We start from the raw sequence: 14,988 nt of genomic DNA on the forward strand, positions 1-14,988 counted from the left end.
ATCAACGTGCATCGAGGGCGGGCATGCCGAGGGCGTTGAGTACAACAAGGGTCGCGAAAAACCCGCACTGGACATCAGTGTGCCAAGTGGCTACACTGACCCTTTGCGCTGCCTGTTAGCTGTCCCCTGCCCGTCACCAGGGGCATGCCCTCACCTGAGCACAGACGACCGGACCATCCCTGACCTGGCCAAACGGCCAAAAGGGGAAACCTGTCCCTGTGTGCCGGAGAGGGGCCGGTACGCGCGTAGTGAGTCCGAGCCCTCGGAAGGACCCCCTCTTGGCCGCCTCGCGCACTGCCTCGACCGCGAATACGAACAACGGCGCCAGCACCGCCCCGCTGCGCATCTCCTTTGCAAAGATCAAGGAGCCCCTTGAGGTTCCCAACCTGCTCGCGCTGCAGACCGAGAGCTTTGACTGGCTGCTCGGGAACACCGCTTGGCAGAGTCGGGTCGAGGCGGCTCTGGAGTCAGGTCAGGACGTCCCCACCAAGTCCGGTCTGGAGGAGATCTTCGAGGAGATCTCTCCGATCGAGGACTTCTCCGGGTCGATGTCGCTGACCTTCCGCGACCACCGCTTCGAGCCGCCGAAGAACAGCATCGACGAGTGCAAGGAGCGCGACTTCACGTACGCCGCCCCGCTCTTCGTGACGGCGGAGTTCACCAACAACGAGACCGGCGAGATCAAGTCCCAGACGGTCTTCATGGGCGACTTCCCGCTCATGACCAACAAGGGCACCTTCGTCATCAACGGCACCGAGCGTGTCGTGGTGTCGCAGCTGGTCCGCTCGCCCGGTGTCTACTTCGACTCCTCCATCGACAAGACGTCCGACAAGGACATCTTCTCGGCCAAGATCATCCCGTCCCGGGGTGCCTGGCTGGAGATGGAGATCGACAAGCGCGACATGGTCGGTGTCCGTATCGACCGCAAGCGCAAGCAGTCCGTCACTGTCCTGCTCAAGGCGCTCGGCTGGACGACCGAGCAGATCCTTGAGGAGTTCGGCGAGTACGAGTCCATGCGCGCCACCCTGGAGAAGGACCACACCCAGGGCCAGGACGACGCGCTGCTCGACATCTACCGCAAGCTGCGTCCGGGCGAGCCCCCCACGCGTGAGGCCGCGCAGACGCTGCTGGAGAACCTGTACTTCAACCCCAAGCGCTACGACCTCGCCAAGGTCGGCCGCTACAAGGTCAACAAGAAGCTGGGCGCGGACGCCCCGCTGGACGCGGGCATCCTGACCGTCGAGGACATCATCTCGACGATCAAGTACCTGGTGAAGCTGCACGCGGGCGAGACCGAGACGGTCGGCGACAGCGGTCAGACGATCGTCGTCGAGACCGACGACATCGACCACTTCGGCAACCGTCGTCTGCGCAGCGTCGGCGAGCTCATCCAGAACCAGGTCCGTACCGGCCTGGCCCGTATGGAGCGCGTCGTCCGCGAGCGCATGACCACGCAGGACGTCGAGGCGATCACGCCGCAGACCCTGATCAACATCCGGCCGGTCGTCGCCTCCATCAAGGAGTTCTTCGGCACCAGCCAGCTGTCGCAGTTCATGGACCAGAACAACCCGCTGTCGGGTCTCACCCACAAGCGCCGTCTGTCGGCTCTTGGCCCGGGTGGTCTCTCCCGTGAGCGGGCCGGCTTCGAGGTCCGTGACGTGCACCCCTCGCACTACGGCCGTATGTGCCCGATCGAGACGCCGGAAGGCCCGAACATCGGTCTGATCGGCTCGCTCGCCTCCTACGGCCGGGTCAACGCGTTCGGTTTCGTCGAGACCCCGTACCGCAAGGTCGTCGACGGCCAGGTCACCGACGAGGTGGACTACCTGACCGCCGACGAGGAGGACCGGTTCGTCATCGCGCAGGCCAACGCCACCCTCGGTGACGACATGCGCTTCGTCGAGGCCCGCGTGCTGGTCCGCCGCCGTGGCGGCGAGGTCGACTACGTCGGCCCCGAGGACGTGGACTACATGGACGTCTCGCCGCGCCAGATGGTGTCGGTCGCGACCGCCATGATCCCCTTCCTTGAGCACGACGACGCCAACCGTGCCCTCATGGGCGCGAACATGATGCGCCAGGCCGTGCCGCTCATTAAGTCCGAGGCGCCGCTCGTCGGCACCGGCATGGAGTACCGCTCCGCGGTCGACGCCGGCGACGTGGTCAAGGCCGAGAAGGCCGGTGTGGTCCAGGAGGTCTCCGCGGACTACATCACCACCGCCAACGACGACGGCACGTACATCACGTACCGCCTGGCCAAGTTCGCCCGCTCCAACCAGGGCACCTCGGTCAACCAGAAGGTCATCGTCAACGAGGGCGACCGCGTCATCGAGGGCCAGGTCCTCGCCGACGGTCCGGCCACCCAGAACGGTGAGATGGCGCTCGGCAAGAACCTGCTGGTCGCGTTCATGCCGTGGGAGGGTCACAACTACGAGGACGCGATCATCCTGTCGCAGCGCCTCGTGCAGGACGACGTCCTCTCCTCGATCCACATCGAGGAGCACGAGGTCGACGCCCGTGACACCAAGCTCGGCCCCGAGGAGATCACCCGGGACATCCCGAACGTCTCCGAGGAGGTCCTCGCCGACCTCGACGAGCGCGGCATCATCCGTATCGGTGCCGAGGTCATCGCCGGTGACATCCTCGTCGGCAAGGTCACCCCGAAGGGTGAGACCGAGCTGACCCCCGAGGAGCGCCTGCTGCGCGCGATCTTCGGTGAGAAGGCCCGTGAGGTCCGTGACACCTCGCTGAAGGTGCCGCACGGCGAGACCGGCAAGGTCATCGGTGTGCGCGTCTTCGACCGCGAGGAGGGCGACGAGCTGCCGCCGGGCGTGAACCAGCTGGTCCGCGTCTACGTCGCGCAGAAGCGCAAGATCACCGACGGTGACAAGCTCGCCGGCCGTCACGGCAACAAGGGTGTTATCTCGAAGATCCTGCCGATCGAGGACATGCCGTTCCTGGAGGACGGCACCCCGGTCGACATCATCCTCAACCCGCTGGGTGTGCCGTCCCGAATGAACCCGGGACAGGTTCTGGAGATCCACCTCGGCTGGCTCGCCAGCCAGGGCTGGGACGTCTCCGGCCTCGCCGACGAGTGGGCCCAGCGCCTGCAGGCGATCGGCGCGGACCGCGTGGAGCCGCGTACCAACGTGGCCACCCCGGTCTTCGACGGTGCCCGCGAGGACGAGCTCGCCGGTCTGCTGGAGCACACCGTCCCGAACCGCGACGGTGACCGCATGGTCCTGCCGTCCGGCAAGGCGCGGCTGTTCGACGGCCGCTCGGGTGAGCCGTTCCCGGACCCGATCTCGGTCGGCTACATGTACATCCTGAAGCTGCACCACCTGGTCGACGACAAGCTGCACGCCCGTTCGACCGGTCCGTACTCCATGATCACCCAGCAGCCGCTGGGTGGTAAGGCTCAGTTCGGTGGCCAGCGCTTCGGCGAGATGGAGGTGTGGGCGCTGGAGGCTTACGGCGCCGCGTACGCCCTCCAGGAGCTGCTGACCATCAAGTCCGACGACGTCACCGGCCGCGTGAAGGTCTACGAGGCCATCGTCAAGGGCGAGAACATCCCCGAGCCCGGCATCCCCGAGTCCTTCAAGGTGCTCATCAAGGAGATGCAGTCCCTGTGCCTGAACGTGGAGGTGCTGTCCAGCGACGGTATGTCCATCGAAATGCGTGACACCGACGAGGATGTCTTCCGCGCTGCGGAGGAGCTCGGCATCGACCTGTCCCGGCGCGAGCCGAGCAGCGTCGAAGAGGTCTGACGGGAGTCCGGCGGCCTCACCCCATGAGGCCGCCGGCCCCTGGACCCCCGTATCAGACCCAAAGACTTACGACCCTGAGAGGGATTGACGCATAGTGCTCGACGTCAACTTCTTCGACGAGCTCCGGATCGGCCTGGCCACCGCTGACGACATCCGTCAGTGGAGCCACGGCGAGGTCAAGAAGCCCGAGACCATCAACTACCGCACGCTCAAGCCGGAAAAGGACGGGCTCTTCTGCGAGAAGATCTTCGGTCCCACCCGGGACTGGGAGTGCTACTGCGGCAAGTACAAGCGCGTCCGCTTCAAGGGCATCATCTGTGAGCGCTGCGGCGTCGAGGTGACCCGCGCCAAGGTGCGCCGCGAGCGGATGGGCCACATCGAGCTGGCCGCCCCCGTCACGCACATCTGGTACTTCAAGGGCGTTCCGTCGCGTCTGGGCTACCTGCTCGACCTCGCCCCGAAGGACCTGGAGAAGGTCATCTACTTCGCGGCGTACATGATCACGTACGTCGACGAGGAGCGTCGTACCCGCGACCTGCCCTCCCTGGAGGCGCATGTCTCGGTCGAGCGGCAGCAGATCGAGAACCGCCGGGACGCCGACCTTGAGGCCCGCGCCAAGAAGCTGGAGGCGGACCTCGCCGAGCTTGAGGCCGAGGGCGCCAAGGCCGATGTGCGCCGCAAGGTGCGCGAGGGCGCCGAGCGCGAGATGAAGCAGCTGCGCGACCGTGCGCAGCGCGAGATCGACCGCCTGGACGAGGTGTGGACCCGGTTCAAGAACCTCAAGGTCCAGGACCTGGAGGGCGACGAGCTCCTCTACCGCGAGCTGCGTGACCGCTTCGGCACGTACTTCGACGGCTCGATGGGTGCCGCGGCGCTGCAGAAGCGCCTGGAGTCCTTCGACCTGGAGGAGGAGGCCGAGAGGCTCCGGGAGATCATCCGTACCGGCAAGGGCCAGAAGAAGACCCGTGCGCTGAAGCGGCTGAAGGTCGTGTCCGCCTTCCTGCAGACCTCCAACAGCCCCAAGGGCATGGTCCTCGACTGCGTCCCGGTCATCCCGCCGGACCTGCGTCCGATGGTGCAGCTGGACGGTGGCCGCTTCGCGACCTCCGACCTGAACGACCTGTACCGCCGTGTGATCAACCGGAACAACCGTCTGAAGCGGCTCCTCGACCTCGGCGCGCCCGAGATCATCGTCAACAACGAGAAGCGCATGCTTCAGGAGGCTGTTGACGCCCTCTTCGACAACGGCCGTCGCGGCCGTCCGGTCACCGGTCCCGGTAACCGCCCGCTGAAGTCCCTCAGCGACATGCTGAAGGGCAAGCAGGGTCGATTCCGTCAGAACCTGCTCGGTAAGCGTGTGGACTACTCCGCGCGTTCCGTGATCGTCGTCGGTCCGCAGCTGAAGCTGCACCAGTGCGGTCTGCCGAAGGCGATGGCGCTGGAGCTGTTCAAGCCGTTCGTGATGAAGCGCCTGGTCGACCTGAACCACGCGCAGAACATCAAGAGCGCCAAGCGCATGGTGGAGCGCGGCCGCACGGTCGTGTACGACGTCCTCGAAGAGGTCATCGCCGAGCACCCGGTGCTGCTGAACCGTGCTCCCACCCTGCACCGCCTCGGCATCCAGGCCTTCGAGCCGCAGCTGGTCGAGGGCAAGGCCATCCAGATCCACCCGCTCGTCTGCACCGCGTTCAACGCGGACTTCGACGGTGACCAGATGGCCGTGCACCTGCCGCTGTCCGCGGAGGCGCAGGCCGAGGCCCGCATCCTGATGCTGTCCTCGAACAACATCCTCAAGCCCGCCGACGGCCGTCCGGTGACGATGCCGACCCAGGACATGGTCCTCGGTCTGTTCTTCCTCACCACCGACGGCGAGATGCGGGACGTCAAGGGTGAGGACCGCTCCTTCTCCTCCGTCGCCGAGGCGATCATGGCCTTCGACGCGGGCGAGCTCTCGCTCCAGTCGAAGATCGACATCCGCTTCCCGGTCGGCACCATCCCGCCGCGCGGCTGGACCCCGCCGGCGCAGGAGGAGGGGGACGATCGCATCGGGGAAGGGGAGTGGCAGCAGGGTGACAGCTTCCGGCTGAAGACCACGCTGGGCCGTGCGCTCTTCAACGAGCTGCTGCCCGAGGACTACCCGTTCGTCGACTACGAGGTCGGCAAGAAGCAGCTCTCCGAGATCGTCAACGACCTCGCCGAGCGCTACCCGAAGGTCATCGTGGCGGCGACGCTCGACAACCTGAAGGCGGCCGGCTTCTTCTGGGCGACCCGTTCCGGTGTCACCGTCGCCATCTCCGACGTCGTCGTTCCCGAGGCGAAGAAGGAGATCGTCAAGGGCTACGAGGCGCAGGACGAGAAGGTCCAGAAGCAGTACGAGCGCGGTCTGATCACCAAGGACGAGCGCACGCAGGAGCTCATCAAGATCTGGACCAAGGCGACCAACGAGGTCGCCGAGGCGATGAACGACAACTTCCCGAAGACCAACCCGATCTTCATGATGGTGAACTCGGGTGCACGAGGCAACATGATGCAGATGCGTCAGATTGCCGGTATGCGTGGTCTGGTGTCGAACGCGAAGAACGAGACGATTCCGCGTCCGATCAAGGCGTCGTTCCGTGAGGGTCTGTCGGTGCTGGAGTACTTCATCTCCACGCACGGTGCCCGTAAGGGTCTGGCGGACACCGCCCTGCGTACCGCCGACTCGGGTTACCTGACCCGTCGTCTGGTGGACGTCTCGCAGGACGTCATCATCCGCGAGGAGGACTGCGGCACCGACCGCGGCCTCAAGCTCGACATCGCCGAGCGCGGTGCGGACGGCGTGCTGCGCAAGGCGGACAACGTCGAGACCTCCGTGTACGCGCGCTGCCTCGCCGAGGACATCGTGGTCGACGGCAAGGTGCTGGCCCCGGCCGGTACCGACCTCGGCGACGTGCTCATCGACGAGCTGGTCCGGCACGGCGTCCAGACGGTCAAGACCCGCTCGGTCCTGACCTGCGAGTCCGCCGTCGGCACCTGCGCCATGTGCTACGGCCGCTCGCTGGCCACCGGCAAGCTGGTCGACATCGGTGAGGCGGTCGGCATCATCGCCGCCCAGTCCATCGGTGAGCCCGGTACCCAGCTGACGATGCGTACCTTCCACACCGGTGGTGTGGCCGGTGACGACATCACCCAGGGTCTGCCGCGTGTCGTCGAGCTCTTCGAGGCCCGTACCCCGAAGGGTGTCGCCCCGATCTCCGAGGCCTCCGGCCGCGTGCGGATCGAGGAGACCGAGAAGACCAAGAAGATCGTCGTCACCCCGGACGACGGCAGCGACGAGACGGCGTTCCCGATCTCCAAGCGCGCCAAGGTCCTGGTCCGCGAGGGCGACCACGTCGAGGTGGGCCAGCAGCTCACCGTGGGTGCCACCAACCCGCACGACGTGCTGCGCATCCTGGGTCAGCGTGCCGTCCAGGTCCACCTGGTCGGCGAGGTCCAGAAGGTCTACAACTCGCAGGGTGTGTCGATCCACGACAAGCACATCGAGATCATCATCCGGCAGATGCTGCGCCGTGTGACGATCATCGAGTCCGGCGACGCCGAGCTGCTGCCCGGTGAGCTGGTCGAGCGCTCGAAGTTCGAGCAGGAGAACCGTCGTGTGGTCCAGGAGGGCGGTCACCCGGCCTCCGGTCGTCCGCAGCTCATGGGTATCACCAAGGCCTCGCTGGCCACGGAGTCCTGGCTGTCGGCGGCGTCCTTCCAGGAGACGACGCGAGTCCTCACGGACGCGGCGATCAACGCCAAGTCCGACTCGCTCATCGGCCTCAAGGAGAACGTCATCATCGGTAAGCTCATCCCGGCCGGTACGGGCCTGTCCCGCTACCGCAACATCCGGGTCGAGCCGACCGAGGAGGCCAAGGCCGCGATGTACTCGGCCGTCGGCTACGACGACATCGACTACTCGCCGTTCGGCACCGGCTCCGGCCAGGCCGTTCCGCTGGAGGACTACGACTACGGTCCGTACAACCAGTAAGCGAGCGTCCGTATGAGGGGCGGTCACCCATCGGGTGGCCGCCCTTCGGCGTTCCCGGAGCCGACGACTGGAACCACTAGGGGGTGCGCCCGCGTGTTGTGGGACACCTCCGGGTTTTCTCCGGGGTGCGTGCACTGTGCCCGGAATGCCGGGTCGGCGCATGATGGGGGGAGCGCGAAAGGACGGGGGAGGTGGGTGCTCCATGACACAGCCGTCGTGGCAGCCGTGGCCGCCGGGGCAAGGGGGCGGGGCGCCCCAGCCGTGGAAGGGGCCGGGTGGGGTCGTCCCCGGGGGTGCGCCCGGGGGTGCGTCCGTCATGCTCGCCTCGCACGCCGACCGGGAGCGGGCCGTGGACGTGCTGCGGGCCGGGTTCGCCGAAGGGCGGCTGGAGCAGCCGGAGTTCGAGAAGCGCGTGGCGCGGGCGTACGCGGCCCGGACGGTGGGGGAGCTGGGTCTGCTCGTCGCGGACCTGCCCAACGGTCCTGTGGCCTACCAGGCGCCGCCTGTGGTGTACGGCCCGGCGCACTACGTCCCCGTACCGCACCGCCCGACCAACGGCCAGGCCATCGCGGCGGCCGTGTGCGGGGTGCTGAGCCTGTTCAGCCTCGGGCTGACCGGCATACCGGCCATCGCCCTCGGGCACTCCGCGCGCGCCGAGATCCGCCGCACCGGTGAGGGCGGGGACGGGCTGGCGCTGACCGGTCTGGTGCTCGGCTGGATGTCCGCGGCGGGGTGGGCGCTGGTGCTGACGCTCGGGATCATCGCCGGAATCGCGGCGGGCTGAGCGAGGCCCGGGGCGCCGGGGAAGATCAGCTTCCACCCGGGGGCTTGACATGCTCGGTCCGGTGATCCCCGGCGCGGTCCATTTGTTTTGACCGCAGCGAATGAGGTAGGTACGCTCAGACCTTGTGCCTGGGGTGTGCCCTGGCTCTCGTGCGTGCCTTCAGACCGCATGGCGAGCCTCCATCGGCCACCGTAATCTGCGCCCTTTTCGCCATGCGGCGGGAGTCTGCCGGATTCGACACACCCGACCGCGTGGGTCGGCAACGTTCCAGGTTAGCTGTACCCATCGGCACACAGAAACCGGAGAAGTAGTGCCTACGATCCAGCAGCTGGTCCGCAAGGGCCGGCAGGACAAGGTCGAAAAGAACAAGACGCCCGCACTTGAGGGTTCGCCTCAGCGGCGCGGCGTGTGCACGCGTGTGTTCACGACCACCCCGAAGAAGCCGAACTCGGCCCTGCGTAAGGTCGCGCGTGTGCGTCTGACCAGCGGGATCGAGGTCACCGCTTACATTCCGGGTGAGGGACACAACCTGCAGGAGCACTCCATCGTGCTCGTGCGTGGTGGCCGTGTGAAGGACCTGCCGGGTGTTCGCTACAAGATCATCCGCGGTTCCCTCGACACCCAGGGTGTCAAGAACCGCAAGCAGGCCCGCAGCCGCTACGGCGCCAAGAAGGAGAAGTAAGAATGCCTCGTAAGGGCCCCGCCCCGAAGCGCCCGGTCATCATCGACCCGGTCTACGGTTCTCCTCTGGTGACCTCCCTGATCAACAAGGTGCTGCTGAACGGCAAGCGCTCCACCGCCGAGCGCATCGTCTACGGCGCCATGGAGGGCCTGCGCGAGAAGACCGGCAACGACCCGGTCATCACGCTCAAGCGCGCTCTTGAGAACATCAAGCCGACCCTTGAGGTCAAGTCCCGCCGTGTCGGTGGCGCCACCTACCAGGTCCCGGTCGAGGTCAAGCCCGGCCGTGCCAACACCCTGGCGCTGCGCTGGCTGGTCGGTTACTCCCGCGCCCGTCGCGAGAAGACCATGACCGAGCGTCTGCTCAACGAGCTCCTCGACGCCTCCAACGGCCTCGGTGCCGCTGTGAAGAAGCGCGAGGACACGCACAAGATGGCCGAGTCCAACAAGGCCTTCGCGCACTACCGCTGGTAGTCGCAGACCCCATCGAGACCGAGAGAAGACTGAAGCCTTATGGCTACCACTTCGCTTGACCTGGCCAAGGTCCGCAACATCGGGATCATGGCCCACATCGACGCGGGCAAGACGACCACCACCGAGCGGATCCTGTTCTACACCGGCGTTTCGTACAAGATCGGTGAGGTCCACGACGGCGCCGCCACCATGGACTGGATGGAGCAGGAGCAGGAGCGTGGCATCACGATCACCTCTGCTGCCACCACCTGCCACTGGCCGCTGGAGAACGTCGACCACACCATCAACATCATCGACACGCCGGGCCACGTCGACTTCACCGTCGAGGTGGAGCGTTCGCTGCGCGTGCTCGACGGTGCCGTGACGGTGTTCGACGGTGTCGCCGGCGTTGAGCCCCAGTCCGAGACGGTGTGGCGTCAGGCGGACCGTTACCGCGTTCCGCGTATCTGCTTCGTCAACAAGCTGGACCGTACCGGCGCGGAGTTCCACCGCTGCGTCGACATGATCAGCGACCGTCTGGGTGCGCAGCCGCTCGTCATGCAGCTGCCGATCGGTGCCGAGGCCGACTTCAAGGGCGTCGTGGACCTGGTCCGCATGAAGGCGCTGGTCTGGTCCGCCGAGGCCACCAAGGGCGAGATGTACGACATCGTCGACATCCCGGCCACGCACACCGAGGCCGCCGAGGAATGGCGCGGCAAGCTCCTTGAGGCCGTCGCGGAGAACGACGAGGAGATCATGGAGCTGTACCTGGAGGGCGAGGAGCCCTCCGAGGAGCAGCTGTACGCGGCCATCCGCCGCATCACGATCGCCTCCGGCAAGTCCAGCGAGACCACGGTCACCCCGGTGTTCTGTGGTACCGCGTTCAAGAACAAGGGCGTCCAGCCCCTGCTCGACGCGGTGGTCCGCTACCTGCCCTCCCCGCTCGACATCGAGGCCATCGAGGGCCACGCGGTGAACGACCCCGAGGAGGTCGTGAAGCGCAAGCCCTCCGAGGAGGAGCCGCTGTCGGCGCTGGCGTTCAAGATCATGAGCGACCCGCACCTCGGCAAGCTCACCTTCGTCCGTGTGTACTCCGGCCGTCTGGAGTCCGGCACCCAGGTGCTGAACTCCGTGAAGGGCAAGAAGGAGCGCATCGGCAAGATCTACCGCATGCACGCGAACAAGCGTGAGGAGATCGACTCGGTGGGCGCCGGCGACATCATCGCCGTGATGGGTCTGAAGCAGACCACGACCGGTGAGACGCTGTGCGACGACAAGCAGCCGGTGATCCTGGAGTCCATGGACTTCCCGGCGCCGGTCATCCAGGTCGCCATCGAGCCCAAGTCCAAGGGTGACCAGGAGAAGCTGGGTGTCGCCATCCAGCGTCTCGCGGAGGAGGACCCCTCCTTCCAGGTCCACTCGGACGAGGAGACCGGCCAGACCATCATCGGTGGTATGGGCGAGCTGCACCTTGAGGTGCTGGTCGACCGTATGCGCCGTGAGTTCAAGGTCGAGGCCAACGTCGGCAAGCCGCAGGTCGCGTACCGCGAGACGATCCGCAAGGCCGTCGAGCGCGTCGACTTCACGCACAAGAAGCAGACCGGTGGTACCGGTCAGTTCGCCAAGGTGCAGATCGGCATCGAGCCCCTTGAGGGCGGCGACGCCTCGTACGAGTTCGTGAACAAGGTGACCGGTGGTCGTATCCCGAAGGAGTACATCCCTTCGGTGGACGCCGGCTGCCAGGAGGCCATGCAGTTCGGCATCCTCGCGGGCTACGAGATGACCGGCGTGCGCGTCATCCTGCACGACGGTGCGTACCACGAGGTCGACTCCTCCGAGCTCGCGTTCAAGATCGCCGGTTCGCAGGCCTTCAAGGAGGCCGCGCGCAAGGCCAGCCCTGTGCTCCTTGAGCCGATGATGGCCGTCGAGGTCACCACGCCCGAGGACTACATGGGTGAGGTCATCGGCGACATCAACTCCCGCCGTGGCCAGATCCAGGCCATGGAGGAGCGGGCCGGTGCCCGCGTCGTGAAGGGCCTCGTGCCCCTCTCGGAGATGTTCGGCTACGTCGGCGACCTGCGCAGCAAGACGTCCGGCCGCGCCAGCTACTCCATGCAGTTCGACTCCTACGCCGAGGTTCCGCGGAACGTCGCCGAGGAGATCATCGCGAAGGCCAAGGGCGAGTAACGCACCGCGTTCACACGCTTTAGGCTTGTCCTGTCCGCCGGGAGTTTTCGGACACCCGGGTCTCCCGGCGGCGGGCATCCGCGTTCCTCGCAGTGACTTTCCAGCCGAGGCCCCAGGTCTGCCGGCCGGGGGTCCGGGGGTTGTCCCCCGGGGAATGCAGTCCAGCAAAGATCACCTGGCGCCGATGAAGCAAGGCGTTCAGAACCACTCCACAGGAGGACCCCAGTGGCGAAGGCGAAGTTCGAGCGGACTAAGCCGCACGTCAACATCGGCACCATCGGTCACATCGACCACGGTAAGACGACCCTCACGGCCGCCATTACCAAGGTGCTGCACGACGCGTTCCCGGACCTGAACGAGGCCTCGGCGTTCGACCAGATCGACAAGGCTCCTGAGGAGCGCCAGCGCGGTATCACCATCTCCATCGCGCACGTCGAGTACCAGACGGAGACCCGTCACTACGCCCACGTCGACTGCCCCGGTCACGCGGACTACATCAAGAACATGATCACGGGTGCCGCCCAGATGGACGGCGCCATCCTCGTGGTCGCCGCCACCGACGGCCCGATGCCGCAGACCAAGGAGCACGTGCTCCTGGCCCGCCAGGTCGGCGTTCCGTACATCGTCGTCGCCCTGAACAAGGCCGACATGGTGGACGACGAGGAGATCCTGGAGCTCGTCGAGCTCGAGGTCCGTGAGCTGCTCTCCGAGTACGAGTTCCCGGGCGACGACGTCCCGGTCGTCAAGGTTTCCGCTCTGAAGGCGCTTGAGGGCGACAAGGAGTGGGGCCAGTCGGTCCTGGACCTGATGAAGGCCGTCGACGAGTCGATCCCGGAGCCGGAGCGCGACGTCGACAAGCCGTTCCTGATGCCGATCGAGGACGTCTTCACCATCACCGGTCGCGGTACGGTCGTCACCGGCCGTATCGAGCGTGGTGTCCTCAAGGTCAACGAGACCGTCGACATCATCGGCATCAAGCCGGAGAAGACCTCCACCACGGTCACCGGCATCGAGATGTTCCGCAAGCTGCTCGACGAGGGCCAGGCCGGTGAGAACGTCGGTCTGCTGCTCCGCGGCATCAAGCGCGAGGACGTCGAGCGCGGCCAGGTCATCATCAAGCCGGGCTCGGTCACCCCGCACACCGAGTTCGAGGCGCAGGCCTACATCCTCTCCAAGGACGAGGGTGGCCGCCACACGCCGTTCTTCAACAACTACCGTCCGCAGTTCTACTTCCGTACGACGGACGTGACCGGCGTGGTGACCCTCCCCGAGGGCACCGAGATGGTCATGCCGGGTGACAACACCGAGATGAAGGTGGAGCTCATCCAGCCCGTCGCCATGGAAGAGGGCCTGAAGTTCGCCATCCGTGAGGGTGGCCGGACCGTGGGCGCCGGCCAGGTCACCAAGATCACGAAGTGATCTTGGTCCGACAGGGCTGACCGGTAGGTCTCTTGCGAGGGGCCCGTACGACTTCGGTCGTACGGGCCCCTTCGCGTTGCCTGCCCCCGGCCGACAGGTTTACGGCTTGATCCTTTTGGTTTTAAAGCTTGCATGGGGGCACCATGGGATTCGGTCGCCGGCGATCGCGCCGAGCGTCCGGCGCGGTTCCTGCGTACCTCTGTGCATCCGTGGAGGGATGCAGCAGTGCCAGAAGGGAACCCTGTGGTGACACCCATGTCGAAGAGCGCCTCCGTGTCGAAGAGCGCGTCCGTCTCGCTCGACCGGCTGCGCGCCGAGGTCGAGCGCCGCAACCCGGCGGAGCCCGAGTTCCACCAGGCCGTACGCGAGGTGCTGGAGACGCTCGCTCCGGTGCTGGGGGAGCGGCCCGAGTACGCGGAACCTGGCCTGGTCGAGCGGCTGGTCGAGCCGGAGCGGCAGATCATCTTCCGGGTGCCGTGGCACGACGACCAGGGCCGGGTGCAGGTCAACCGGGGCTTCCGGGTCGAGTTCAACAGCGCCCTCGGCCCCTATAAGGGGGGCCTGCGCTTCCACCCCTCCGTGAACCTGGGGATCGTCAAGTTCCTCGGCTTCGAGCAGATCTTCAAGAACGCGCTGACCGGGCTCGGTATCGGCGGCGGCAAGGGCGGCAGCGACTTCGACCCGCAGGGCCGCAGCGACGCCGAGGTCATGCGCTTCTGCCAGTCCTTCATGACGGAGCTGTACCGGCACATCGGCGAGTACACCGACATCCCGGCCGGTGACATCGGCGTCGGCGCCCGCGAGATCGGCTACCTCTTCGGCCAGTACCGGCGGATCACCAACCGCTGGGAGGGCGGCGTGCTCACCGGCAAGGCCGCAGGCTGGGGCGGCTCGCTGATCCGCCCCGAGGCGACCGGATACGGCAATGTGCTGTTCGCCGAGGCCATGCTGCGCGCCCGCGGCGAGGACCTCCAGGGGCAGACCGCGGTCGTCTCCGGTTCCGGCAATGTCGCGATCCACGCCATCGCCAAGCTCGCGGCCCTCGGCGCCAACCCCGTCACCTGCTCCGACTCGGGCGGCTACGTCGTCGACGACAAGGGCATCGACGTGGAGCTGCTGCGCCAGGTCAAGGAGGTCGAACGCGGCCGGGTGAGCGCGTACGCCGAGCGCCGGGGCGCCTCCGCGCGGTTCGTGCCCGGGGGACGGGTGTGGGAGGTCCCCGCGGACGTCGCCCTGCCGTCGGCCACGCAGAACGAGCTGAACGCGGACGACGCCACCGCCCTGATCCGCAACGGCGTGAAGGCGGTCTCCGAGGGCGCGAACATGCCGACGACCCCCGAGGCCGTACGGCTGTTCCAGCAGGCCGGAGTCGCCTTCGGCCCCGGCAAGGCCGCCAACGCGGGCGGGGTCGCGGTCAGCGCGCTGGAGATGACACAGAACGCCTCGCGCACCTCCTGGAAGTCCGAGCAGGTCGAGCGGGAGCTGGCCCGCATCATGACCGACATCCACACCACCTGCGCCCAGACCGCCGAGCGCTACGGCGCCCCCGGCGACTATGTGACCGGCGCGAACATCGCCGGGTTCGAGCGGGTGGCGGACGCGATGCTGGCGCAGGGCCTTATCTGAGGCGCTCGCGGGGCACGGGCGCAGACGGTCCCCCGTGCCCCACATGGCCCTGGTGACCGCCGGCC

8 protein-coding genes are annotated in these 14,988 nt (G+C 66.8%); all 8 read left to right on the forward strand.

Going from position 1 to position 14,988, the window contains the following annotated elements; genetic code table 11:
* The first annotated feature begins 278 nt into the window (after nucleotides 1-278).
* Entirely contained in the window at nucleotides 279-3,764 is a 3,486-nt protein-coding gene (rpoB, locus tag ACZ7L7_RS09405; RefSeq protein ID WP_285510621.1) for a DNA-directed RNA polymerase subunit beta, read from the forward strand.
* Nucleotides 3,765-3,858: 94 nt separating this feature from the next.
* Nucleotides 3,859-7,773, forward strand: a complete 3,915-nt coding sequence (locus tag ACZ7L7_RS09410) for a DNA-directed RNA polymerase subunit beta' (RefSeq protein WP_453609161.1) — start codon at nucleotides 3,859-3,861, stop codon at nucleotides 7,771-7,773.
* A gap of 316 nt (nucleotides 7,774-8,089) precedes the next feature.
* On the forward strand, nucleotides 8,090-8,557 hold the full coding sequence (locus tag ACZ7L7_RS09415; protein WP_453609164.1) for a DUF1707 and DUF4190 domain-containing protein: 468 nt from the start codon (nucleotides 8,090-8,092) through the stop codon (nucleotides 8,555-8,557).
* Between the two features lie 310 nt (nucleotides 8,558-8,867).
* Nucleotides 8,868-9,239 (forward strand): 30S ribosomal protein S12, encoded by a 372-nt coding sequence (gene rpsL, locus ACZ7L7_RS09420; protein WP_003948652.1) that lies wholly within the window; start codon nucleotides 8,868-8,870, stop codon nucleotides 9,237-9,239.
* Nucleotides 9,240-9,241: 2 nt separating this feature from the next.
* Complete coding sequence (gene rpsG, locus ACZ7L7_RS09425; protein WP_003998848.1) at nucleotides 9,242-9,712, forward strand: 30S ribosomal protein S7; 471 nt, start codon at nucleotides 9,242-9,244, stop codon at nucleotides 9,710-9,712.
* A 39-nt stretch (nucleotides 9,713-9,751) separates the two neighbouring features.
* The gene (gene fusA, locus ACZ7L7_RS09430) at nucleotides 9,752-11,878 is read left to right on the forward strand and encodes an elongation factor G (protein ID WP_285510618.1); all 2,127 of its coding nucleotides are present in this window, start codon (nucleotides 9,752-9,754) and stop codon (nucleotides 11,876-11,878) included.
* A gap of 225 nt (nucleotides 11,879-12,103) precedes the next feature.
* Nucleotides 12,104-13,297, forward strand: coding sequence for an elongation factor Tu (tuf, locus tag ACZ7L7_RS09435; RefSeq protein ID WP_067283932.1), 1,194 nt, complete (start codon nucleotides 12,104-12,106; stop codon nucleotides 13,295-13,297).
* Between the two features lie 255 nt (nucleotides 13,298-13,552).
* Nucleotides 13,553-14,923, forward strand: a complete 1,371-nt coding sequence (gene gdhA, locus ACZ7L7_RS09440; protein WP_453608813.1) for an NADP-specific glutamate dehydrogenase — start codon at nucleotides 13,553-13,555, stop codon at nucleotides 14,921-14,923.
* Nucleotides 14,924-14,988 lie beyond the last annotated feature (65 nt).

The organism is Streptomyces sp. NPDC110618 (genome assembly GCF_055657065.1).